Below are 20,410 nucleotides of genomic sequence, written 5' to 3'. Positions count from 1 at the left end.
GCGCGCTTGCGGCGTGTTTTTAGCGTAGATTTTTGCGAGCGGGGGTTCACGCAGGGCCGAAGGCCCGAGGAAACCCGCCGAAGTAAAAAGGTACTACTGGAACGTTCGCGAGACCGTCTCGCCGTCGTCCAGCTCCGCCTCGGCGTGGTCGAAGCGCTCTTCGATCTCGTCGTAGCGCTCTCGCACGTCATCGTCGACGCTCGGTCCGACTTCGTCCAGCGCCTGCTGGAAGTGGTCCATCGTGATGCGGACGTTGCTGACGGAGTCGTCGATGTCGTCGGGATCGACGCTGTTGATGAACTCCCGGGTCGCGGCCATCGAGGCCTCGCGGGCGACCGCTTCGATGTCGGCACCGACGTATCCCTCGGTCTTCCGGGCGAGCTGGTCGAGGTCGACGCCGTCGGCCAGTGGCTTGCCACGAGTGTGGACCTGGAAGATCGCCCGGCGAGCGTCCTCGTCGGGGACCGGGACGTGGACGTGACGGTCCAGTCGACCGGGGCGAATCAGCGCCGAGTCGATGAGGTCGGGCCGGTTGGTCGTGGCGATCACGACCACGTCCTCCATCGCTTCGAGCCCGTCGAGTTCGGTCAGCAGCTGGGAGACGACCCGTTCGCCGACCTGCGAGTCACCGCCGCCCGAGCCACGCTCGGCCGCGATCGAGTCGATCTCGTCGAAGAAGACGACGGTCGGGGCGTTCTCTCGGGCCTTGCTGAACACTTCGCGCACGCCCTTCTCGGACTCGCCGACGAACTTGTTCAGCAGTTCGGGGCCCTTGATCGAGATGAAGTTCGACTGGGCCTCGTTGGCGACGGCCTTGGCCAGCAGCGTCTTCCCGGTGCCCGGCGGGCCGTAGAGCAAGACGCCCTTGGCGGCCTGCAGGTCCATCTGCTCGAAGACCCCGGGGTACTCCAGTGGCCACTGGATCGTCTCGCGCAGGCGCTCTTTGGTGTCTTCGAGGCCGCCGACGGACTCCCAGGAGGTGTCTGGGACTTCGACGAAGACCTCACGCAGCGCGCTGGGTTCGATCCCCTTTAGCGCCTCTTTGAAGTCCTGCTTCGAGACCTCCAGCGATTCGAGCACCTCGGCGTCGATCTCGTCGGCTTCGAGGTCGATGTCGGGGCGGATGCGCCGCAGCGCGTTCATCGCGCCCTCCTTGGTCAGCTGTGCGAGGTCCGCACCGACGAAGCCGTGCGTGTTCTCGGCGTAGGACTCGAGGTCGATGTCCTCCGAGAGTGGCATGCCGCGGGTGTGGACCTGAAGGATCTCCTTGCGGCCCTCCTTGTCCGGGACGCCGATCTCGATCTCGCGGTCGAAGCGGCCACCACGGCGCAGTGCGGGATCGATGGCGTCGACGCGGTTGGTCGCGCCGATGACGATCACGTCACCGCGCTCGTCGAGCCCGTCCATCAGCGAGAGGAGCTGTGCGACGACGCGGCGTTCCACGTCGCCCTGGGTCTCGCCGCGCTTTGGCGCGATCGAGTCGATCTCGTCGATGAAGACGATGGCGGGGGCGTTCTCCTCGGCCTCCTCGAAGACCTCGCGGAGCTGCTCTTCGCTCTCGCCGTAGTACTTCGACATGATCTCCGGGCCGCTGATGGTCGTGAAGTGGGCGTCGATCTCGTTGGCGACGGCCTTGGCCATCAGCGTCTTCCCGGTGCCCGGCGGGCCGTGCAGGAGGACGCCTTTCGGCGGCTCGATGCCGAGTTGCTGGAACAGTTCGGGGTGGCGCATCGGCAGCTCGATCATCTCGCGGACCTGTTCGAGTTCGCTGTCGAGGCCGCCGATGTCCTCGTAGGCCACGTCCGGCGTAGCTTCGCCGCCGCCCTCGGTCGGGGCGTCGCCCGCGATCTGTTCGGCGGGCTTCTCGCTGACCTCGATGTCGGTCTGGTCGGTCACCACGACCGTCCCCGAGGGGTCGGTCTCGGCGATCCGCAGCGGGATCTTCTGGCCGCTCATGCTCGAAAGCGGGCCGAGCCCGAAGCTCACGGGCACCGTCTGGCCCTGCGTGACCGCCTGGCCGCTGAGGTTGTTGCGGATCATCGGACCGACGTTGCCCCGCACCCGGAGGTTCTGGGGCAGGGCGACGGTGACCTGCTTTGCGACCTGTACGTCGGCCTTCTCGACCTCGATCTGGTCGTCGATGCCGACGCCGGCTTCCTGTCGGAGCTGGCCGTCGATTCGAACAACATTCTTGCCGCTGTCTTCGGGGTAGCCGGGCCAGACGCGGGCGACCGCGCGACCGCCCTCGCCGTCGATGACGATGTAGTCGCCGTTCTCCAGGTCCATCTCGTCCATCGCTGCCCGGTCGACGGCCGCGAGACCGCGTCCGGCGTCTTTCTGCTTGAGTGGTTTGACGGTAAGTTTCATCAGTGGGACACCTCGCTCATCTCGACAGTGAGAACCCCGTTCCGGATAAACGCTCGTGCGTCACCCGCCGGGAGATCGAAGTCGTACTGCTCGTCACCGACGACGACGATCGCGGTGTCGTCGACGACGTCGACCGTCGCATCGCCGGTGATACCGATGTCCGCCGCGAGAACGACCGCGTCGTCGTACTCGTAGCGTCGTAACGGGGCATCGCCGACAAGCTGCTGTTGGTCAGTCATGCTAACTACGAGTTAGTGAGGCAAGTATATAAACCTTTCGTCGAAAACCGCAATAAGGCGTTCGGACAGAGAAAGAACCCACTGATTGCGGTTCACACCGGCGCCGGCCCCACCACTATACGGGATCCCCACGAAAGCAGTGGCATGGAGACGGTCGAACACCACGGGCGGACGACGGCGTACCGGTCCGTCCCGGGCGAAGGCGAGAGCACCACAGTCCTGTACGTCCACGGCAGCGCCGGCACACACGCGCTCTGGAGCCAGCAGTACGCGCCGAGTGGGCCGGCGTCGTCGGCCGTTGCGCTCGATCTGAGCGGCCACGGCGCGAGCGAGGACGTCGACACCCCACCGGGTGAAGCGACGTTGACGAGCTACGTCGACGACGTGGTGGCCGTCGCCGAAGCGACGGACGCGGCGGTCCTCGTCGGCAACTCGCTCGGCGGTGCGGTCGCACTGGCGACGGTCCTGCGACGCGCCGTCCCGCTCGACGGGCTCGTCCTCGCCGGCAGCGGCGCGAAGCTCCCGGTGGTCCAGACGCTCCGGGACGATCTGGCGGCCGACTTCGAGGCGGCCGTCTCGTTCCTGCACGGCGAGGATATGCTCTTCCACGACCCGCCCGAGCGTGCGCGCGAGCACTCGATCGAGACGATGCGCGCCGTCGGACAGGGAGTGACGCGCCGGGACTTCGAGACCTGCCACCGATTCGACGTTCGAGACCGACTCGGTGAGGTCGACGTGCCGACGCTGGCACTGTGTGGCGAGCACGACCGCCTCACACCGCCGTCGTACCACGAGACCCTCGCCGAGGAGATCCCGGCGGGGGAGTTCGAGACCATTCCCGGCGCTGCACACCTCGCGATGGTCGAGCGGCCGGAAGCGTTCGACGACGCCGTCGCCTCGTTCCTCGGCAGTATCGAGCAGTCACGGACGACGTGAGCTCGCTTCGGTCGTCGAAGCGGCTGTGAACGCTGGGTAGTGGGTGTGCGTACCAAGCGTTACAGATTCTGAGAGATCCACTGACACCACGCGTGAAAGTCGTTTGCTCCACACTGCTCGGCGATCGACTGGAGCGTCCCGGTCGGGATGTCGTCCGCTGAGCTCATAGGAACCGTCACGACACGCACTTCGTCCGTGTCTGGCGACTCGTAGCGAAGCTTCAGGTGACTACCGACGCGTCCTGTCCGGACGAACCCGTGATCAATTAAAACAGCAGCGGTTTCACGCCCGGAGAAATCCGTCCGAACCATCTACCGCATGAACTCTGGAAGCTTCTTGTCGCCGGACACAGCGTCGTCAATCCCCCACTCTTCGAGATCATCGTCAGTGATCGGCTCTCCGCCACCTTCGTGCAATTCAAGCGCTTCAGCGAGCATTCGGAGTGCTTCTGTTTTCGTCTCTCCAAAAGAGGCAACACCAGTTTCGAGGTCACGAGCTGTGATCTTCCCATCATCCTCGTGGATGAACTCCACGCCTTCTTCGGGAGACTCGTCACGCGTTGCACTCGCCATACTCGGAGTTGGTGAAGCGAGGGAATAAGCATTCGGTTGATACCTGTACCGACCACCCGACGACTGAATTCGCCGTCACGACGACCGAACGGCCTGCGCTCGATCAGTACAGGTCGTCCAGTTCCTCCTCGACGTAGCTGTGTTCTTCGGCCGGGAAGGTGCCGTCTTCGACGGCGTCGACGTACCCCTCGATCGCGGACGCCATCTCCTCGCGGACGTTGCCAAAGCGCTTGGAGAAGGGGGCCACGCCCTCGGAGAGGCCGATCACCTCGTCGACGGTCAGGACCTGGCCGTCGCAGTCGGGGCCGGCACCGATGCCGATCGTCGGAACGTCGAGCGCGTCCGTGACCGCCGCACCGAGGTTGGCGGGGACGTGTTCGAGGACGAGCGAGAACGCGCCGGCCTCCTCGTGGGCCCGTGCGAGTTCGACGATCTCCGTGGCCGACTCCTCGTCGGTGCCCTGGCGGAACAGTCCAGTCTCGTTCTCGCGCTGGGGAGTCAGTCCGAGGTGTGCCTGGACCGGGATGCCCAGTTGCGTCAGCCGACGGGTGAGGTCGACGGTGTGGGGGCCGGATTCGAGTTTGACCCCGTCCGCACCCGCCTCCTTGACCATGCGACCGCAGTTGTGGATCGCCTCGGCCTCGTCGGCACCGTACGAGAGGAAGGGCATGTCCGCGAGCACGAACACGTCCTCTGTGGCCCGCGCCACCGCAGCGGTGCGGCTGGCGATCTCCTCGACGGTGACCGGCAGCGTCGAGTCGTACCCCAGACGGAGGTTCCCGACCGAGTCGCCGACCAGCGCGATGTCGACGCCGGCCTCGTCGACGACCGCCGCGGTCGGTGCGTCGTAGGCCGTCAGCATCGTCACCGGCTCCTCACCTGCCTTCGCGCGAATGTCCTTGGCCCGCATGGCTTGGGCTGGGACGCCCCGGCGCATAAGCCCTGCCATGCACTCACAGGCACGCGCGTTCGACGGTTCCGTAACTGATTAGCGCCGGACACCACGAGTGTGTGCCATGCCACACGTCGAGGAGACGGACCCGGATGGCGTCGACTTCGGCTGGGTCATGCAGATGACCTTCGTGACGACCATCCTGGTCGGCGCGCCGATCGTCGCCACCCTCTCGCTGTTCGTCCAGTTGACCGGCTGGGCGGAGTGGGCCGAGTTCGCGATCCGGGTCGGTGCCGTCGTCTGGTTCTGTACCGCCGCCGGTGTGTACGCCTACGCACGCTACAGGGAGTGACGCTCGCGGACCCACTGGAAGTCCATCGACGCGCGTCGCGCAGCGGTCGCGTCGCTCTCCGAGTCGCCGACGAACAGGGCCGCCGACGGCGACACGTCGAACTCCGCAAGCAGCGCCCGGAGCGGGGCCGGATCGGGTTTGTACGCGGACAGAGAGTCGCGGCCGACGACGGCATCGACGTGGCCCTCGACCCCGTGGGTCTCCAGGGCGATCCGGCAGGCAGCCTCGCAGTTGAGCGAGCACACGCCGACGGGAACGTCCAGGGGCAGTTCGTCCAGCGCCGGGAGTCGTTCCGAGTCGCGCGCTCCCGGTCGTTCGTGATCGGCGATAGCCGACTCGACCGCGTCGCGGTGGCCCCGTTGCGCTGAGAGTTCGAGCATGTCCCACAGCGAGTGGCCCGCCGTGTCGACGCCGCGTGCTTGCAACACGTCGTCGACGTCGCTCGCGACCGCGTCCCAGTCGACCGCCAGACGCACGAGCGTGCCATCGAGGTCGTAGACGACGGCGTCGTAGTCGGCACTCATACACGTGGGCACGGCCCCGACAGAGAAGAGCGTTCGGTCGCTTCGCCGTCCCTAGCGGAGAGACGGGCTGGTGGCACTACCGACGCGCACGGAGCGCCGTCGTGTCGGGAATCAGGAGAGGAGCGAGCGAGCGATGACGTTCTTCTGGATCTGACTCGTCCCCTCGTAGATCGTCGTCACCTTGGCGTCCCGGTAGAACCGTTCGACGTCGAACTCTGTCGTGTAGCCGTAGCCGCCGTGGAGCTGGACGGCCTGCTGGGTCACGTCGACGGCCCCCTCGGTGGCGAAGTACTTCGCGACGCTGGCGCTCGCACGGGCGTCCTCGTCGCGGTCCATGGCTCGTGCCGCCGCGTGCGTCAACTCGCGGCCAGCCCGGACGGTCGTCTCCATCTCCGCGATCGTGTGCCGGACGCTCTGGATGTCGCCGATCGGGCCGTCGAACTGCTCGCGTTCCGTGACGTAGTCGACGGTCTCGTCGAGGGCCGCCTGCGAGAGGCCGACCGCCTGCGCGGCGATCCCGACCCGTCCGCCGGTCAGGATCGACAGGGCCGCAGCGAGCCCGCGGCCCTCCTCGGTGAGCCGGTACCGGTCCGGGACGCGGACGCCATCGAGAGTCAGCGTCGTCGTGTCGCTGGCTCGCAGCCCCAGCTTCTCCTCTTTCGAACCGACGGTCAGTCCGTCGCTGTCTTTCGGGACGAGAAACTGGGTGACCGAGTCCGGATCGTCCGGGTCGGTCTTCGCGAAGACGATCACGACTCCGGAGCGCTGTCCGTTCGTGATCCAGGCCTTCTCGCCGTCGATCACGTACTCGTCGCCCTCGCGGCGCGCGACGGTCTGCATCTGTCGAGGGTTCGACCCCGCCTCGGGCTCGGAGAGGGCGAAGGCCCCGACCGGACGGCCCGCGACCATATCGGGGAGCCACGTCTCCCGGAGCTGTTCGTCACCGAACGTCGCGACACAGGAGGTCGCGAGACAGTGGACCGACAGCGCGGTCGCCACCGCCAGCGAGCCGTGGGCGACGGCCTCGTTGACGACGGCGTACGTCTGGCGGTCCACGTCGAGGCCGCCGTAGGCTTCGGGCACTGTCAGGCCAGTCACGTCGATCTCGGCTAGCGTGTCCCAGGCGTCTTCGGGAAACGTCTGCTCGCGGTCACACTCGCGTGCGACCGGCCTGATCTCTTCGTCGGCGACTTCGCGGACGGTGTCACGGATCGCGCGCTGCTCGGACGAGAGCTCCATACGCTACGTACAGCCCCATTGCCAATAGGTGCCACGGCGTGACCGTCACTCGGTCAGCTCGACGTCGAGAAAGTCTTCGAGCTTGGCGACGACCGACCCGCCGACGCCGGCCTGGGTCGCACGGCCCTGTTCGACGGCGAGAACGTCGGATTCGTCGACGTCCAGCTCCTCGGCCAGCTCCTGGGTCTGGAGGCCCGCGTCCTGGCGTGCCTCGGTCACCACGGAGCCGTAGTCGGAGACGAGATACGGGAGCTGGTCGTCCTCGTAGTTCGCGCCGTCCTCCCAGTGGGAGGCGTCGGGCTGCTGTGCGTCGGCCATCTTGGCCGCGTTCTGGGCCGCACGGCGCTTGCGGTCGGTGTCTCGGTCGCCACGAGAACCGTCCGACGACTCGGTTTTCGAGGTCTCGCCGTGCTGAGAGCAGTCCGCACACACCTGCAGCGTCGCCCCCGCCACGTTCGCCGTTTCGAGGTCGGCGTCGGACGCGCCACAGAGTTCACAGCTCTCGCCGGCGCTGCCACTGCCACTGCCGGTCGAGTATTTTGCCATGCGGGCCGTAGCGGACCGAACGTATTTGAAATGCCCGCTTTGTCGCGAGTGTGAGAGGTTCGCGCGGAGAGTCGCAAACGAAAGCGCTTTTACCCAACCACGGAATAGGACTGAATGCGCACGACGCAACGAGCGTGGGTAGCCAAGCCAGGCCAACGGCGCAGCGTTGAGGGCGCTGTCCCGTAGGGGTCCGCCGGTTCGAATCCGGTCCCACGCATTTTTGCCACGAACAAGCCCGTGAGTGGCAAGATCGTCCCGAGGATTCGAGCCCGGGAAGTCGCAGCGGCCGAGTGAAGCGAGGCCGACCGTCTTCCGCAGGTTCGAATCCGGTCCCACGCATTTTTGCCACGAACAAGCCCGTGAGTGGCAAAATCGTCCCGAGGATTCGAGCCCTAGAAGACGAGCGTGAGCGAGTCTTCTTCTGGTTCGAATCCGGTCCCACGCAGTTTCCGACTCGACTACGTCGGGAGAGTCGTCACGGAGTCGATATCGGTCGTCGGTACTGGGAGGACCACTCGAACGGTGCTATCAGAGACGAGAGAACGGCGGTCGCCCGCTCTAATTATAGACATTGATAACTGGCCGACGCATTTATTACTATCCGCCGCCAATGCGTAAGTACGGCACCATCCCGGTGCCAGCACCCACCACCACCCACCACCCCTTTCCTACGCTTTTCACGATCGATAGCTGAGGCACTCACACGAGACACTGTCCTGTCGGTCGCCAGTCTCCCGTCGGCATAAATCCACGCGTACACCGTCGGCTCCTCACTGTCGTTCGGAGCACGATGGAAGGGGCGGGATTCGAACCACGCGAAGCCCTGAAGGGGACGACCGTCGACCGGTGCTGGAGTCGGTCCACGGCGCTCTACCACTGAGCCACCCTTCCGCGGCCTGTCGTTGGGACGAGACGGCCATTAATCCTTGGACGAGATCTCAGCGTAGATCGAGTCTGCGTGCCGTCGAGCGTCCGCACGGACGGCGTCGCCGTCCACGTGTGCGAACGTGCCGTCGTCGTAGACGACCTCGCCGTCGACCATCGTGAACCGAACGTCGTCGCCGTGGGCGGCGAAGACGAGGTGCGAGAGCGGGTCGTGAACCGGCGTCGAGCGGGCGGTGTCCGTCGCGAGGCCGATCACGTCGGCGGGCCGCCCCGGCGCGAGAGCGCCCACGTCGAAGCCAGTCGCCTGCCCCCCGTGTTCGGTCGCCATCCGGAAGACGGTCGCGGCCGGCAGTGCCGTCGCGTCGAGTCCGTCGACCTTCGCCAGCAGAGCCGCCTGGCGCATCTCGGTGAACGGGTCGAGCGTGTTGTTGCAGGGAGGGCCGTCGTTGCCCAGCGCGACGGTGATCCCCCGCTGCAAGTAGCCCTCGACGGGTGCGATCCCGCTGGCGAGTTTCATGTTCGAGCTGGGACAGTGGACGACGGTGGTGTCGGTCTCGGCGAGGATCGCCCGCTCGGTCTCGTCCGTCCAGACGCAGTGGGCCAGCGTCACGTCTGGCCCCGTCAGACCGACCTCGTCGAGCCACTCGACGTTGCGCATGCCCGTCCGGTCTTCGACCGTCTGGATCTCGTCGCGGTTCTCGCTGGCGTGCGTGTGGATGCGCACGTCGTCGTAGGCGTCGGCGAGCTCGCGGGCACCCCTGAGACAGCGCTCGGTACAGGAGACGGCAAAGCGCGGCGTGACGGCGTAGCGAATCCGGTCGTCGAAGGCCCCGTGATACCGTTCGATGAGGCGCTCGGACTCGGCCAGTGCCGCGTCGGTGTCCTCCTGGAGTGCCCCGGCGTCGTGGTCCATCAACACCTTGCCGAGCAGGCCACGGATCCCGATCTCGCCGGCCGCCTCGAAGGCCTGGTCGGCGTGGGCGACCGAGAGGTGGTCGACGACGGTCGTAACGCCGCTGGCCAGACACTCCATGTAGCCAAGCGTCGCCGCGGTCCGCATCTGTTCGGCGTCCATGGCGGCCTCCATCGGGAGGACGTGGTCGAAGAGCCAGTCCAGCAGCGCTTCGTCGTCTGCGATCCCCCGTCCGAGGCTCTGCACCGAGTGAACGTGCGAGCCGACCAGCCCCGGCGCGACGATGTCGAACGACCGACTGTCGTGGTCCGGGTACTGCTGGACCAGGCGCTGGCGATCGCCGACGGCGACGATTTCGTCGCCGCTCGTGACGACCGCGCCGTCCTCGTAGACGGTGTCGCTGTCGGCGACGACGGTCCCGGTGAGTCGCATCACCACGAGGGAAGTGTGCCACTGCCTAAGCGGTTGGGGTCGAGAAAACGCGTCGACTCCACGGACGACCGGCGATCAGGTCGCGGGTCGCGTCGACAGCGGCGATCGCGGTCGACGCCGTGGTCAGTACGACCGCTCTTTGGGTTCGTACTCTTTCCACTGGCTCTCGAGCAGGACCGGCTTGTAGTACAACTCCGGCGTCCCGTCGTCCCAGGCCAGCATCGTGTGCTTGATCCACTCCTCGTCGCGTCGTTCCTGGTACTCCGCGCGCCAGTGAGCGCCGCGGAACTCTTCGCGGGCCAGCGCGCCGAGCGTGATCGCTTCGGCGACGTCCAGAATGTTGCGCGTCTCGATGGTGTGGATCAGGTCCGTGTTGTAGGTGCGGGACGGGTCGGCGACGGCGACGTCCTCGTAGCGCTCGCGTGCGCGACGGAGGTCACGCAGCGCGTCGTTGAGGCTCTCTTCTTCGCGGAAGACGTTGACGTTCTCGGTCATCGTCTCCTGGACGTTCGAGCGGACCTCGGCGTGGTTGATGCCGTCTGCTTCCAGCAGCGTCTCGATTCGCTCTCGCTCCTGCTGGACCGTGTGCTCCAGGGTCTCCTTGGGCTCGACCATCGCGCCGTCAGCCCGGAGGTCTGACGAGGATCGCGATCCGTCGGATCGCTCACCGCCGTCTGCGGCCACGTCTCCGTCTCCAGTCTGGATCGCACCCGGCTGGACTGGCGGCGACACGTCGCCGTCCTCGCTCTTGGCAGAGCGACCGGTCTCGATCTCGGCGGTCTTCATGTCCTTGCCGGCGGCGTGGTGTCCGGCGCGTGCGCCGAACACGAGCAGTTCCGGCAGCGCGTTGCCGCCGAGACGGTTGGCACCGTGCAGCGAGACACAGGCCGTCTCACCCGCGGCGTAGAGCCCGCTGATACAGGTCTCGCCGTTCTCGTCGGTCTCGATGCCACCCATGGCGTAGTGCTGGCCGGGCTTGACCGGCATCGGTTCGTCGAGGCCGTCGACGCCCTCGAAGTCCTCCGCGAGGTGGAGGATGTTCTCCAGGCGATCGAGGATGCGCTCCTCGCCGAGGTGGCGCATGTCGAGGTCGACGTACTCGTCCTCGATGCCACGACCCGCGTTGACCTCGGTGAGTTCGGCCCGCGAGACCACGTCACGAGAGGCGAGTTCCCCGTCGTTGTTCGCGTAGCCGTGTTCGAACATGAACCGCTCTTCGTCGTCGTTGTAGAGGATCCCGCCTTCGCCACGGACCCCCTCAGAGATGAGCACGCCCGTCGACGGCAGCGTCGTCGGGTGGAACTGGATCATCTCCATGTCTTCGAGCGGGACGCCCGCGCGGTAGGCCATCGCACAGCCGTCGCCGGTGTTGGCGACGGCGTTCGTCGTGTGATCGAAGGCCTGTCCGAGACCGCCGGTCGCGAGGATGACGCCGTCGCGGGCCCAGAAGCCCTCGACGTTGCCGGTCGCGATCTCGTAGGCGACGGCCCCGTGACAGTGGCGATCCTCCGGGTCGTCGTGGTCGGTGACGGCGAGGTTGGTGACGTACCACTCGTCGTACACCTCGATGCCTCGTTTGACGACCTGTTCGTACATCGTGTGCAGCAGGTGGTGGCCCGTCTCCGCACCGGCGTAGGTCGTCCGCGGGAACGACATCCCGCCGAACGGACGCTGCGAGACGCGGCCGTCGTCCTCGCGGGAGAACGGCATTCCCCAGTGCTCGATCTGGACGACCTCTTCGGGGGCGTCCTGGGCGAAGGTGTCGATCGCGGGGGCGTCCCCGAGATAGTCCGACCCCTTCATCGTGTCGTAAGCGTGGAGTTCCCAGTCGTCGCCCTCGCGCAGTGCTGCATTGATGCCACCCTCGGCCGCGCCCGTGTGGCTCCGGACGGGGTGGAGCTTCGTGACGAGTGCCACGTCGGCACCCTCTTCGTCGGCTGCGATCGCCGCTCGGAGGCCGGCACCGCCGGCACCGACCACGATCACGTCGTGTTCGTGCATTGTTAGTCTCCCTTAGGATTACCAGAACTTGAGGTTGTTCTTGACTGCTTCCCGTTTGAGCTCCTGGATGTGCTCGGTCAGTGGGATGTCCTTCGGGCACACCTCGGTACAGGAGAACTGCGTCTGGCACCGCCAGACGCCGTGTTCTTGCTCGATGATACGGAGCCGTTCCTGCTTGCGCTGCTCGCCCTCGCGTTCGTCCATCGCGAAGCGGTAGGCCTTGTTGATCGCCGCCGGCCCGAGATACTCGTTGTCGCCGGCCGCGATGTTACACGAGGACATACACGCGCCACACCAGATACAGCGCGTGGACATCTTGATTTTCTCGCGGTTCTCGCGGTCCTGTCGCTGCTCTTCGAGTTCGTCGTCGGGCAGCTCGTCGGCGTCGAAGTACGGCTCGACGGCCTCCATCTGGTCGTAGAAGTGCTCCATGTCGACGACCAGGTCCTTGACGACTTCCTGGTGGGGCAGCGGCTCGATCCGGATCGTCCCGGCGTCGAGATCGGCGATCTGGGTCTTGCAGGCCAGCCGCTGGCGACCGTTGATGAAGAGGGCGTCGGAACCACAGACGGCCTGCCGACACGAGTGTCGGAAGGTCAGCGACGAGTCGTAGTGGTCTCGCGAGTAGATGAGCGCGTCGAGGACGGTCATCCCCTTGTGGAAGGGGACGGTGAAGTCGTCGAAGCGCGGCTCTTCTTTCCCCTCGACTTCGGGGTCGTAGCGGAAGACTTTGAGCGTGACCGTCTCCTCCGAGGAGTCGATCTCCTCGTCGACGCGCTGGTCCTCTCGGGACTGGGTCCGCTCGCGTTTCTCTGCCCGGCGGCGCTCGCCCGGTGATTCGACGGTCGGCTCGGCCGACTCGTCGGTCGTCTCCTCTGTCTCTGTCTCCTGTTCGATCGTACTCATGGTTAGATCAGGTTGGTCATGGCGACGGCGACGCGGGTTCCCTGTGCGATCAGCAGGACACCGGCGACGATCAGCACCCACTTGACCGCCCGCTTGCGGGTCCCGGTCAGCCCCTGGTTGATGAGGGCGTTGTAGACGCCGTTGACGCCGTGGAAAGTCGCGGTCACGAGGAACAGCCACATCGTCGTGAAGTAGCCGATGGAACTCATCCGCGTGGTCGTGCCGGCCAGCGTCACCTCGGCCGCGTGGTTGACGAAGTGCAGCAGCATGAAGTGGAAGGCCAGCACGCCCACGAGGAACACGGCCGTGACCCGCTGTAGCAGCCACCGCGATCCTTTGCGTTCGAAAGAGGAGTAGTGTTCGGCCATTAGACGAGTTTCCCCCCGAGGAACGTCGGGATGCTGGCGACGACGATCGCGCCCGTCAGCACCATCGACGCGTAGAAGCTCTTGTCCTGTGCTTCGAGTCCGATCCCCAGATCGACGAACAGCAGTCGGAGCCCGTTGAGGATGTGGAAGACGGCGACGGCGAGCAGGCCAACCTCGAGGAAGCGAACGACGAGCAGGGCTTCGAGTCCCTGCAGGGTGCCGTTGTACAGTGCCTCCCCCTGGATCGCCGTGCTCAGCACGGCGATGTGGGTAAAGAGGTAGCCGACGAGTACCCAGCCGGTGAACTTGTGGAAGATCCACGCCCACATCCCGGCCGAGAAGTCCCGCCACCGTCCGAAGTCCTCGACGGTGCCGCGATTGTAAGACTGACTCATACACCCAGCACTTGGAGCGGGGACAAATAGAAGTTACTACAACGTACGCGCGCTCCCGGCAAACATGATCGGTAGTTCACGTTCTGCGTGACACGTCGCTCACGGGCGATCGTCGATCCCGCCGTTGCGCTCCAGGGCGCGCTGGGTCCGGTCGTCGAGTTTCACGAGGTGACAGAGTGGGTTGCCGGGGTAGACGAGCGGGTTCTCCAGCACCCCGACCAGCAGCCCGGTGAACGGCGCTTCGACGGCTGTCCGGTCGGTCTTGAAGGGATTGGCGATCGTACAGATCGGCTCGCCCGCCTCGACGAAAGCACCGCGGTCGAAGTGCATGTCGACGAGGCCACCAGCGTCGGCCCGAATCCACGTCTTCTCGTCGCTCCCGTCGATGATCGTCCGCCAGCCCGGCCAGTGAACGCACGCGCTTCGTAGGAGGCCAAACTCCGCCAGGACGGAGCGGACGCCCACGAGCGCCCGGTCGATCAGTGGCCGCTGGAAGCGGTGGGCTTCCCCCATCTCGACGGTGACGGTCGGGACGCCCGCGTCGGTCGCCTCGCGGCGTAGCGTCCCATCTGGACCGTCCGAAGCGATGACGACGTTCGTCGCGAACGACTTCGCCAGTCGCGCGACCCGCTCGTCCGCCATGTCGGCCCGCACGTGGAGCATGTTGGTCCGGCCGCGCGTGGAGGTGTGGAAGTCGAGTCCGTAGTCACACGGTGCGACGAAGTTCCGGAAGATCTCGTTGGCGATCCGCTTTGCGCCCGTCGAGTCGTCCCGGCCCGGAAACGAGCGGTTCAGGTCCCGGTCGTAGACGGGGAGATATCGCTGCTGGGCGATGAAACCCGGAACGTTCAGGACGGGACAGCAGACCAGCGTCCCGCAGAGATCGGCGAGGTCCCACTCGTGGGCGACCTCGCGGACGACCTCGACGCCGTTGAGTTCGTCGCCGTGGGCCGCCGCCGCGAGAAACAGCCTCGGTCCCGCGCCCTCGCCGTTGACGATCGTGACCGGCATCCGGACGGGATCGCCGAGGTACGTCTCGCTGACCGTGTATCGGACGTTCTCGGTCTCGCCGGGGTCCACCCGTCCGCCGTCGTAGGTGAACGGCCGCGCTTCGTCCATAGCACCTAATCGACGCCGAAGGGTAAAACCGGTCCGACAGTCGATCCCGTCACCCCCGACGACCGTCAGGGCTTTGGCGTCTGTGGGAGTCACCAGTCGTATGAACGACGCTGCGGCTCCGACGGTCGGCGTTCTGAGCCTCCACAACAGCAAGGAGACGAAGGCGATCCTGAACGCCGTCGACGCGCTGGGCTACGACACCGAGTGGCTCCGCGCGGAGAACACGGCCGTCGACGTGCGAGACGGGGACGTGACGCTGGAACCGGACGTTGACGTCGTCGTCAATCGACTCCTCCTGTCCAGCGACGAACAGCCCGTCGAGGGAATCGGCCTCGCACACACGCTGGCTCGGCTGGTCCCGATGCTGAACCCGCCCGAAGCCATCACGACGGCCCTGCACAAGTTCGCGACGACGATGGCGCTGGCGGAGGCCGGCGTCCCGGTGCCAGACGCCCTGCTGGCGCTGTCCAGCGAGCGACTCAACGAGGGGCGGGCTCGCTTCGGCGACCGCGCAGTGTACAAGACCGCGATCGGGACCCACGGCGGCGGCACCTGGCTCGTCGATCTGGACGATCCCGTCAACCCCCAGGTCGGCCTGCGACAGGCGTTCCTCCAGGAGTACCTCGACGTCGACGACCAGCGCAACCACGACTTGCGCGTCTACGTCGTCGACGGCGTCGTCGTCGGCGCGATGAACCGCTACGCACCCGACGGCGACTGGCGGACCAACGTCGCACTCGGCGGCGACGTCGAGGACGTGACCGACGATCTCCCACCGGAAGTGGCCGACATGGCGACGACGGCCGCGGACGTGCTCGGACTCGACTACGCCGGCGTCGACATCATCGAGGGAGCCGACGGCTACTTCGTCCTGGAAGTCAACCCGACGGCCGGGTTCCGGGGGCTGTTCAAGGCCACGGGGACGAGTCCGGCACCCCACATCGCACGGCTGGCGATCGAAGCGGCCGGCGGGAGCGTGGCCGACGACGACGTCGAACGGCTGGCAGAGCGGCTGGACGACTCCAGCCCGGTATGCATGCCCACGCCCGTCGAGACTGAACCCAGGGAGCCAGCCGTCGTCGGCTACATCGAGGAGGTGATGGTCGCCGGGACTCGGGGCACCGAGACGGTCCTCGCGAAGTCAGACACCGGCGCGACACGGACCAGCATCGACTCACAGCTGGCCACTCGTCTGGGCACCGGCCCGATCAAGGACATCGTGACCGTCCGCTCTGGCAGCCTCAAGCAGGGCAAGTCCCGACCCGTCGTCGACCTCGTCGTCGGTGTCGGCGGCACCCAGCACACGGTCACCGCCAGCATCGAGGACCGCGGGCACATGGACTACCCGCTCTTGCTCGGTCGGGACATCCTCCAGCACTACCGGGTCGACGTGACCCGGCGAGCCGACGCCGACGGCGAACTGGAGACGGAGGAAGAAGAAGCCGGAGAGGAGTAGCGAGACGCCGAGCGAAGCGAGGGGTCTCGATTTCGCGAGCGGGAAGGAACGACCCGTGAGTAGCGAGGCGCGCTGAGAGCGAAGCGAGCAGCGGGCCTCGGAGGTGCGAGCGGGAAGGAACGACCCGTGAGTAGCGAGACGCCGAGCGAAGCGAGGGGTCTCGATTCCGCGAGCGGGAAGGAACGACCCCGCCTACGACTGGACTTCCCGCCAGCGGGGTTCGACGCCGGGGGCGCAGTCCGGGTGGACTCCGTCGTCCTCGTCCGAGACAGGCTCCTCGTCTTTGGGGGCGTCGATCGGGCGAGCGGGGTTGCCGACGACGGTCGTGTCTGGCGGTACGTCGTCAACGACGACGGACCCGGCACCGACGGTCGCGTCCTCGCCGATCGTGATGTCGCCGATCAGCGTCGCGTCGGCACCGATCAGCGCGCGGTCCTCGATCGTCGGGTGGCGCTTGACCGGCTCGCTGGACTTCCCGCCCAGCGTCACGCCGTGGTACATCACGACCTCGTCGCCGATCTCGGCGGTCTCGCCGACGACGGTCCCCATGCCGTGATCGATGAACAGCCGCTCGCCGACGGTCGCGCCGGGATGGATCTCGATGCCGGTGAGAAATCGACCGGCGTACGCCAGCAGGGCGGCAGCGAGGTCGAGGCCGCGGCGGTGACAGGCGTGTGCGAGGCGGTGCCACCAGACGGCGTGCAGTCCCGGATAGGTCAACAGCACCACGAGGGTGCTCGTTGCGGCCGGATCGTTGGCCTTGGCGAATCGGATGTCGTCTGCGATGCGGTCGAACATTGTTGGAGTGTCAGGCGTGGTGAGAGAGCGGTGCGCGGTGACGAGAAGAGCGGGACGCTCAGCGACAACGGCCGGCGAGCGCGTGCGTTCGTGGGACGACCGATCGGTCGCGAGCGTGCCCGCGGAGCATACTCTACGTTCGCAGAGCCAGCCTCTTAAACCCCGTCGCTACTACCCTGCGAGACCGGCAAGAGGACCCAGCCTTTCTTTGTGGGGCACGCCAGAGTGGCGGTATGGCAGACCCCGATTTCGAGGACTTCGATCACGAGCGACACGTGCAGTCGGCCATCGACCTCGCCCGTGGGGCCGCCGACCGCGGCGACCGACCGTTCGGTTCCGTCCTCGTCCGGGACGACGAGCAGATCGCGGCGGCGTCGAACCGCGTCGTCACGGAGGACGACCTGCGACGCCATCCGGAGCTCGACCTCGCGCTGGAAGCCAAACGGTCGTACACGCTGGAAGAACGCGCCCGGACGGTGATGTACACGAGCACGGAACCGTGCCCGATGTGTGCCGGCGGCCTCCGCTCGGTCGGACTGGGGCGGATCGTCTACAGCGTCGGCGGCGACGAGATCCACAGGTTCACCGGCGGCGAGCCGACGGTTCGATCGGAGGCAATTCTCGACGGCGTCACCGACGTGACCGGCCCGGTGTGTCACGAGGCGGGACTGGCCGTCCACGAGGTGTTCGACTGGTAGCGACGGACCACAGTGCTCAACCCCGTCGAACCCCTTCGACGGGTATGACCGAGCGTACGTACCGGTGCTCGAACTGCCGTGAGCACACCGTGACACGCGACTTCGACGTTTCGCACCTCTCCGTGACCTGCCCGAACTGCGAGGAGTTCTCGCGATTCGTCAACGGCCGCGTGATCGAGCAGTTCGAGTCCCTGGAGTCGTCGCCCCCGGACCACCTCGACTGGGAGGCACTCGACCGGACGGAGAAGCTGTTGATCAGCGAGCGGATCGTCCGGCAGGGCCACTCGATCGAGGACTTCGAGATGGACGGAGAGTGAGCGTCGCAGCCGCCCCGCACACGGGTTTCTTTCGACAGGTTCTTGTCAGTGGTATTGTGATACTCGCACGGGAGATGGCGAGTGGCGGCGACGTGATTCGATCCTGATGCACCGGGTCCCGGACGACAGTTCGGCCCTCCTGGCCGCCTTTCGGCCACCGATGGTGGGACACGCGCCGGTCACAGCGATTCGACCTCGTCGACACTCTCTTCGATGTCCTCTTCGGCGCGCCAGAGGTAGAGGGTGGCGTAGCTCCGGTAGGGAGCCCACCGCTCGGCGTACGCGGACATCTCGGCGCGGGTCAGCTCCGGATCGACGAGCGACGCCATGCCCTTCCGGACGCCGAGGTCGCCGACGGGGAACACGTCCTCGCGGCCCAGCGAGAAGATGAGTTGCATGTTCGCCGTCCACTCGCCGACGCCGGTGATAGACGTGAGTTCGTCGACGACCGCATCGTCGTCCACGTCCTCGAAGTACGCCCGTGAGAGTCCGCGTTCCTCGAAGGCTCTCGCGACGTTGTTGACGTAACGCGTCTTCTGCCGAGAGAGGCCGGCGTCACGCAGTGTCTCGTCGTCGGCCGCCAGAACGCCCGACGGCGTCACCGCGACGGCGTCGAACAGTCGCTCGCGGGTGGCTGCCGCCGACGCCATCGACACCTGCTGGCGAACGATCGATGTCAGGATTCGCGCGAAGAAGTCCTCGGCCGGTGAGATCGTCAGTTCGCCGTGAGTCTCGACGAGCGGTCCCAGGTCGGGATCCTCGCGGAGTCGGTCGTGTGGGTCGCTCACGGAGGGACGATGGGACGAGAGCGTCGAGAACGTTGCGGTCGAGCGTCGGAGCGAGGGCGAATATCTCTGGTGATAATCACGGGAACGTAGTTATGTTCTGCGGGTACAGAAGGGTGAGCGTGACGACAGACGACTGGAGCCTGTACGTAGAGGAGAACGCGCTGATCGCCGAGTTCGGTGCGGACATCGAGACGAAAGAGGAAGTCTTTGCGGCCGTCAACGAGCGGTTCGAAGAGCTGGCGACCGACCCCGCCATCGACACCCACGTCTCGGTCCTGAAAATGGAGTCGGCGCTCAACGGGGAGGTCTTCGAGAAGGCACAGGAGGCCGCAGAGGCCGGCACCGAGTACGGAATCACGAACTGGATTATCGTGTCGGACGACATCAAGAAGATGGCACTCAAGAGCAAGATCGGCGAGATCCCCGGCGTCGACATCGAGACGGTCGATAGCCTCGACGAAGCGTTGCGCGTCGCGGCTTAGGTCATCCCTTTGCCGAGCAGCTCGCGCGCGATGATGTTCTTCTGGATCTCCGAGGTCCCCTCGTAGATCTGGGTGATCTTGGCGTCGCGGTAGAACCGCTCGACGTCGAAGTCGTTGACGTAGCCGGCCCCACCGTGGATCTGGACGGCCTCGTCGGCGACTTCGACGGCGACCCGTGAGGCGAACTCTTTGGCCATCGAGGCCAGCATCGTCAGCTGGTCGCCCTCGTTGTCGACGCTCCAGGCGGACTTGTAGGTGAGCATCCGGGCGGCCTCGACCTGCGTGTGCATCTCGGAGAGCTTGTGCTGGATCGCCTGGAACTCGCTGATTGGTTTGGAGAACTGCTCGCGGTCCTCGGCGTAATCGAGCGCGCGCTCGGCGGCTCCCTTCGCGATCCCGACGGCCTGTGCGGCGACGCCCGTCCGGGTCTCGTCGAAGAACTGCATGAGCTGGAGGAAGCCCGCGCCGCGGGTCCCGACGAGATTCTCTTCGGGGACGCGCACGTCGTCGAGGATCAGCTCGGCGGTGTCGGACGCGCGGATGCCGAGTTTGCCGGTGATCTTGTCGGCTTCGAACCCGTCGCGATCGGCCTCGACGACGATCTGGGAGAAGCCGTTGTACCGACCCTCCGCCTCCGGGTCCGTTTTACAGAGTACGACGAAGTAGTCCCCGATCGAACCGTTGGTAATCCACATCTTGTTGCCGTTGATCACCCACTCGTCGCCGTCTTTCTCTGCCCGCGTCGACACCGAAGACACGTCCGAGCCCACGTCGGGCTCGGAGATCGCCGCCCCCATGATGGCGTCGCCGGTCGCGACCGGTTCGAGGAACTCCGCTTTCTGTTCCTCCGTCCCGAAGCCGACGAGTGCGTCCGCCCCGAAGGCGGTCGACTGGATGCAGAGTCCGATGCCGGGATCGGCCGCGAACAGCTCTTCGGCGATGATCGCGTTGGTCAGCGTGTCGTAGCCGACGCCGCCGTACTCGATGGGAATGTTCGCGCCCGTGAGTCCGATCTCGGCCGCCTGCTCGACGATCTCACGAGGAAACTTCTCCTCGGTGTCGTACTCGGTCGCGTTGGGTTTGATCTCGTTTTCGGCGAACCGTCGCACCTCGTCTCGGACCTGCCGTTGCTCGTCTGTGAGGTCGAAGTCCATGTTACCAGTGTTAAACGGTATCACGGATAAT

At 66.1% G+C, this 20,410-nt stretch carries 23 protein-coding genes and 2 tRNA genes; 7 read left to right on the top strand and 18 right to left on the bottom strand.

Annotation, left to right across the window (positions count from 1 at the left end; all coding sequences use genetic code 11):
• Positions 1–93: 93 nt before the first annotated feature.
• Both AC5FRZ_RS07560 and AC5FRZ_RS07555 read right to left on the bottom strand, forming a co-directional pair.
• On the bottom strand, positions 94–2,367 hold the full coding sequence (locus AC5FRZ_RS07560; protein WP_493564283.1) for a CDC48 family AAA ATPase: 2,274 nt from the start codon (positions 2,365–2,367) through the stop codon (positions 94–96).
• Positions 2,367–2,606, bottom strand: a complete 240-nt coding sequence (locus tag AC5FRZ_RS07555) for a DUF7127 family protein (RefSeq protein ID WP_153553217.1) — start codon at positions 2,604–2,606, stop codon at positions 2,367–2,369. Before AC5FRZ_RS07555 ends, AC5FRZ_RS07560 begins: the two co-directional genes overlap by 1 nt.
• Before the next feature lie 144 nt (positions 2,607–2,750).
• Between AC5FRZ_RS07555 and AC5FRZ_RS07550 the strand changes: the two genes are divergently transcribed.
• Complete coding sequence (locus AC5FRZ_RS07550; RefSeq protein WP_493564282.1) at positions 2,751–3,542, top strand: alpha/beta fold hydrolase; 792 nt, start codon at positions 2,751–2,753, stop codon at positions 3,540–3,542.
• A 59-nt stretch (positions 3,543–3,601) separates the two neighbouring features.
• On the opposite strand, the gene AC5FRZ_RS07545 is transcribed toward AC5FRZ_RS07550, so the two are convergent.
• The 3 genes from AC5FRZ_RS07545 to panB form a co-directional block, all read right to left on the bottom strand.
• The gene (locus AC5FRZ_RS07545; protein ID WP_493564281.1) at positions 3,602–3,853 is read right to left on the bottom strand and encodes a type II toxin-antitoxin system HicA family toxin; all 252 of its coding nucleotides are present in this window, start codon (positions 3,851–3,853) and stop codon (positions 3,602–3,604) included.
• Positions 3,854–4,114: a type II toxin-antitoxin system HicB family antitoxin gene (locus AC5FRZ_RS07540; RefSeq protein WP_493564280.1), complete on the bottom strand. Its 261-nt coding sequence runs from the start codon at positions 4,112–4,114 to the stop codon at positions 3,854–3,856.
• 103 nt (positions 4,115–4,217) lie between these two features.
• Positions 4,218–5,024, bottom strand: a complete 807-nt coding sequence (panB, locus tag AC5FRZ_RS07535; protein ID WP_493564279.1) for a 3-methyl-2-oxobutanoate hydroxymethyltransferase — start codon at positions 5,022–5,024, stop codon at positions 4,218–4,220.
• 106 nt (positions 5,025–5,130) lie between these two features.
• On the opposite strand from panB, the gene AC5FRZ_RS07530 reads away from it, so the two are divergent.
• Complete coding sequence (locus AC5FRZ_RS07530; RefSeq protein WP_170094085.1) at positions 5,131–5,358, top strand: DUF5822 domain-containing protein; 228 nt, start codon at positions 5,131–5,133, stop codon at positions 5,356–5,358.
• Here AC5FRZ_RS07530 and AC5FRZ_RS07525 read toward each other — a convergent pair.
• The 3 genes from AC5FRZ_RS07525 to AC5FRZ_RS07515 form a co-directional block, all read right to left on the bottom strand.
• On the bottom strand, positions 5,346–5,882 hold the full coding sequence (locus tag AC5FRZ_RS07525) for an HAD family hydrolase (protein WP_372479121.1): 537 nt from the start codon (positions 5,880–5,882) through the stop codon (positions 5,346–5,348). The two genes, AC5FRZ_RS07530 and AC5FRZ_RS07525, sit on opposite strands and share 13 nt — an antisense overlap.
• 111 nt (positions 5,883–5,993) lie before the next feature.
• On the bottom strand, positions 5,994–7,121 hold the full coding sequence (locus AC5FRZ_RS07520; RefSeq protein WP_170094083.1) for an acyl-CoA dehydrogenase family protein: 1,128 nt from the start codon (positions 7,119–7,121) through the stop codon (positions 5,994–5,996).
• Between the two features lie 45 nt (positions 7,122–7,166).
• Positions 7,167–7,667 carry a helix-turn-helix domain-containing protein gene (locus AC5FRZ_RS07515; protein WP_372479123.1) on the bottom strand — a complete coding sequence of 167 codons (501 nt, stop codon included), beginning with the start codon at positions 7,665–7,667 and terminating at the stop codon, positions 7,167–7,169.
• Between the two features lie 132 nt (positions 7,668–7,799).
• Between AC5FRZ_RS07515 and AC5FRZ_RS07510 the strand changes: the two genes are divergently transcribed.
• Positions 7,800–7,884 (top strand) — tRNA-Leu (locus AC5FRZ_RS07510).
• A gap of 574 nt (positions 7,885–8,458) precedes the next feature.
• Here the strand turns inward: AC5FRZ_RS07510 and AC5FRZ_RS07505 are convergent.
• The 7 genes from AC5FRZ_RS07505 to AC5FRZ_RS07475 all read right to left on the bottom strand — a co-directional run bounded on the left by AC5FRZ_RS07505 (position 8,459) and on the right by AC5FRZ_RS07475 (position 14,686).
• Positions 8,459–8,558: transfer RNA gene (locus tag AC5FRZ_RS07505), tRNA-OTHER, on the bottom strand.
• 28 nt (positions 8,559–8,586) lie between these two features.
• Positions 8,587–9,897, bottom strand: coding sequence for a 5'-deoxyadenosine deaminase (locus AC5FRZ_RS07500; protein WP_493564278.1), 1,311 nt, complete (start codon positions 9,895–9,897; stop codon positions 8,587–8,589).
• Positions 9,898–10,020: 123 nt separating this feature from the next.
• Complete coding sequence (locus AC5FRZ_RS07495) at positions 10,021–11,898, bottom strand: FAD-binding protein (RefSeq protein ID WP_153553208.1); 1,878 nt, start codon at positions 11,896–11,898, stop codon at positions 10,021–10,023.
• Positions 11,899–11,916: 18 nt separating this feature from the next.
• Positions 11,917–12,804, bottom strand: coding sequence for a succinate dehydrogenase/fumarate reductase iron-sulfur subunit (locus tag AC5FRZ_RS07490; protein WP_170094079.1), 888 nt, complete (start codon positions 12,802–12,804; stop codon positions 11,917–11,919).
• Between the two features lie 2 nt (positions 12,805–12,806).
• Complete coding sequence (locus AC5FRZ_RS07485; protein ID WP_170094078.1) at positions 12,807–13,172, bottom strand: succinate dehydrogenase hydrophobic membrane anchor subunit; 366 nt, start codon at positions 13,170–13,172, stop codon at positions 12,807–12,809.
• Positions 13,172–13,567, bottom strand: a complete 396-nt coding sequence (sdhC, locus tag AC5FRZ_RS07480; RefSeq protein WP_015763031.1) for a succinate dehydrogenase, cytochrome b556 subunit — start codon at positions 13,565–13,567, stop codon at positions 13,172–13,174. The genes AC5FRZ_RS07485 and sdhC overlap by 1 nt, the downstream gene beginning before the upstream one ends.
• Positions 13,568–13,666: 99 nt before the next feature.
• Complete coding sequence (locus tag AC5FRZ_RS07475; protein ID WP_493564277.1) at positions 13,667–14,686, bottom strand: succinylglutamate desuccinylase/aspartoacylase family protein; 1,020 nt, start codon at positions 14,684–14,686, stop codon at positions 13,667–13,669.
• Between the two features lie 100 nt (positions 14,687–14,786).
• Here AC5FRZ_RS07475 and AC5FRZ_RS07470 point away from each other — a divergent pair, with 100 nt between their 5' ends.
• Positions 14,787–16,142: a RimK family alpha-L-glutamate ligase gene (locus tag AC5FRZ_RS07470; RefSeq protein WP_493564276.1), complete on the top strand. Its 1,356-nt coding sequence runs from the start codon at positions 14,787–14,789 to the stop codon at positions 16,140–16,142.
• Between the two features lie 192 nt (positions 16,143–16,334).
• Here the strand turns inward: AC5FRZ_RS07470 and epsC are convergent, their stop codons facing one another.
• Positions 16,335–16,940: a serine O-acetyltransferase EpsC gene (gene epsC / locus AC5FRZ_RS07465; RefSeq protein ID WP_493564275.1), complete on the bottom strand. Its 606-nt coding sequence runs from the start codon at positions 16,938–16,940 to the stop codon at positions 16,335–16,337.
• Positions 16,941–17,173: 233 nt separating this feature from the next.
• Between epsC and AC5FRZ_RS07460 the strand changes: the two genes are divergently transcribed.
• Positions 17,174–17,638 (top strand): nucleoside deaminase, encoded by a 465-nt coding sequence (locus AC5FRZ_RS07460; protein ID WP_493564274.1) that lies wholly within the window; start codon positions 17,174–17,176, stop codon positions 17,636–17,638.
• 44 nt (positions 17,639–17,682) lie between these two features.
• Entirely contained in the window at positions 17,683–17,955 is a 273-nt protein-coding gene (locus tag AC5FRZ_RS07455) for a hypothetical protein (protein ID WP_208627837.1), read from the top strand.
• Positions 17,956–18,134: 179 nt separating this feature from the next.
• Here AC5FRZ_RS07455 and AC5FRZ_RS07450 read toward each other — a convergent pair whose 3' ends face one another.
• On the bottom strand, positions 18,135–18,743 hold the full coding sequence (locus tag AC5FRZ_RS07450; RefSeq protein WP_493564273.1) for a DNA-3-methyladenine glycosylase family protein: 609 nt from the start codon (positions 18,741–18,743) through the stop codon (positions 18,135–18,137).
• A gap of 92 nt (positions 18,744–18,835) precedes the next feature.
• Here AC5FRZ_RS07450 and AC5FRZ_RS07445 point away from each other — a divergent pair, with 92 nt between their 5' ends.
• Positions 18,836–19,225, top strand: coding sequence for a hypothetical protein (locus AC5FRZ_RS07445; RefSeq protein WP_493565080.1), 390 nt, complete (start codon positions 18,836–18,838; stop codon positions 19,223–19,225).
• Here AC5FRZ_RS07445 and AC5FRZ_RS07440 read toward each other — a convergent pair.
• On the bottom strand, positions 19,222–20,379 hold the full coding sequence (locus AC5FRZ_RS07440) for an acyl-CoA dehydrogenase family protein (RefSeq protein ID WP_170094071.1): 1,158 nt from the start codon (positions 20,377–20,379) through the stop codon (positions 19,222–19,224). The genes AC5FRZ_RS07445 and AC5FRZ_RS07440 overlap by 4 nt on opposite strands.
• Between the last annotated feature and the right edge of the window lie 31 nt (positions 20,380–20,410).

The sequence above is a fragment of the Halomicrobium sp. HArcht1-1 genome (genome assembly GCF_058933285.1).
The sequence above is the reverse complement of the archived record's forward strand: the minus strand, read 5'-3'. Positions and strand labels throughout refer to the sequence as shown.

What these genes read in the sequence shown, in the direction of transcription:
- AC5FRZ_RS07560 (WP_493564283.1), bottom strand. Translation starts at nt 2,367, where the DNA reads ATGAAACTTACCGTCAAACCACTCAAGCAGAAAGACGCCGGACGCGGT.
- AC5FRZ_RS07555 (WP_153553217.1), bottom strand. Translation starts at nt 2,606, where the DNA reads ATGACTGACCAACAGCAGCTTGTCGGCGATGCCCCGTTACGACGCTAC.
- AC5FRZ_RS07550 (WP_493564282.1), top strand. Translation starts at nt 2,751, where the DNA reads ATGGAGACGGTCGAACACCACGGGCGGACGACGGCGTACCGGTCCGTC.
- AC5FRZ_RS07545 (WP_493564281.1), bottom strand. Translation starts at nt 3,853, where the DNA reads ATGGTTCGGACGGATTTCTCCGGGCGTGAAACCGCTGCTGTTTTAATT.
- AC5FRZ_RS07540 (WP_493564280.1), bottom strand. Translation starts at nt 4,114, where the DNA reads ATGGCGAGTGCAACGCGTGACGAGTCTCCCGAAGAAGGCGTGGAGTTC.
- panB (WP_493564279.1), bottom strand. Translation starts at nt 5,024, where the DNA reads ATGCGGGCCAAGGACATTCGCGCGAAGGCAGGTGAGGAGCCGGTGACG.
- AC5FRZ_RS07530 (WP_170094085.1), top strand. Translation starts at nt 5,131, where the DNA reads ATGCCACACGTCGAGGAGACGGACCCGGATGGCGTCGACTTCGGCTGG.
- AC5FRZ_RS07525 (WP_372479121.1), bottom strand. Translation starts at nt 5,882, where the DNA reads ATGAGTGCCGACTACGACGCCGTCGTCTACGACCTCGATGGCACGCTC.
- AC5FRZ_RS07520 (WP_170094083.1), bottom strand. Translation starts at nt 7,121, where the DNA reads ATGGAGCTCTCGTCCGAGCAGCGCGCGATCCGTGACACCGTCCGCGAA.
- AC5FRZ_RS07515 (WP_372479123.1), bottom strand. Translation starts at nt 7,667, where the DNA reads ATGGCAAAATACTCGACCGGCAGTGGCAGTGGCAGCGCCGGCGAGAGC.
- AC5FRZ_RS07500 (WP_493564278.1), bottom strand. Translation starts at nt 9,897, where the DNA reads ATGCGACTCACCGGGACCGTCGTCGCCGACAGCGACACCGTCTACGAG.
- AC5FRZ_RS07495 (WP_153553208.1), bottom strand. Translation starts at nt 11,898, where the DNA reads ATGCACGAACACGACGTGATCGTGGTCGGTGCCGGCGGTGCCGGCCTC.
- AC5FRZ_RS07490 (WP_170094079.1), bottom strand. Translation starts at nt 12,804, where the DNA reads ATGAGTACGATCGAACAGGAGACAGAGACAGAGGAGACGACCGACGAG.
- AC5FRZ_RS07485 (WP_170094078.1), bottom strand. Translation starts at nt 13,172, where the DNA reads ATGGCCGAACACTACTCCTCTTTCGAACGCAAAGGATCGCGGTGGCTG.
- sdhC (WP_015763031.1), bottom strand. Translation starts at nt 13,567, where the DNA reads ATGAGTCAGTCTTACAATCGCGGCACCGTCGAGGACTTCGGACGGTGG.
- AC5FRZ_RS07475 (WP_493564277.1), bottom strand. Translation starts at nt 14,686, where the DNA reads ATGGACGAAGCGCGGCCGTTCACCTACGACGGCGGACGGGTGGACCCC.
- AC5FRZ_RS07470 (WP_493564276.1), top strand. Translation starts at nt 14,787, where the DNA reads ATGAACGACGCTGCGGCTCCGACGGTCGGCGTTCTGAGCCTCCACAAC.
- epsC (WP_493564275.1), bottom strand. Translation starts at nt 16,940, where the DNA reads ATGTTCGACCGCATCGCAGACGACATCCGATTCGCCAAGGCCAACGAT.
- AC5FRZ_RS07460 (WP_493564274.1), top strand. Translation starts at nt 17,174, where the DNA reads ATGGCAGACCCCGATTTCGAGGACTTCGATCACGAGCGACACGTGCAG.
- AC5FRZ_RS07455 (WP_208627837.1), top strand. Translation starts at nt 17,683, where the DNA reads ATGACCGAGCGTACGTACCGGTGCTCGAACTGCCGTGAGCACACCGTG.
- AC5FRZ_RS07445 (WP_493565080.1), top strand. Translation starts at nt 18,836, where the DNA reads ATGTTCTGCGGGTACAGAAGGGTGAGCGTGACGACAGACGACTGGAGC.
- AC5FRZ_RS07440 (WP_170094071.1), bottom strand. Translation starts at nt 20,379, where the DNA reads ATGGACTTCGACCTCACAGACGAGCAACGGCAGGTCCGAGACGAGGTG.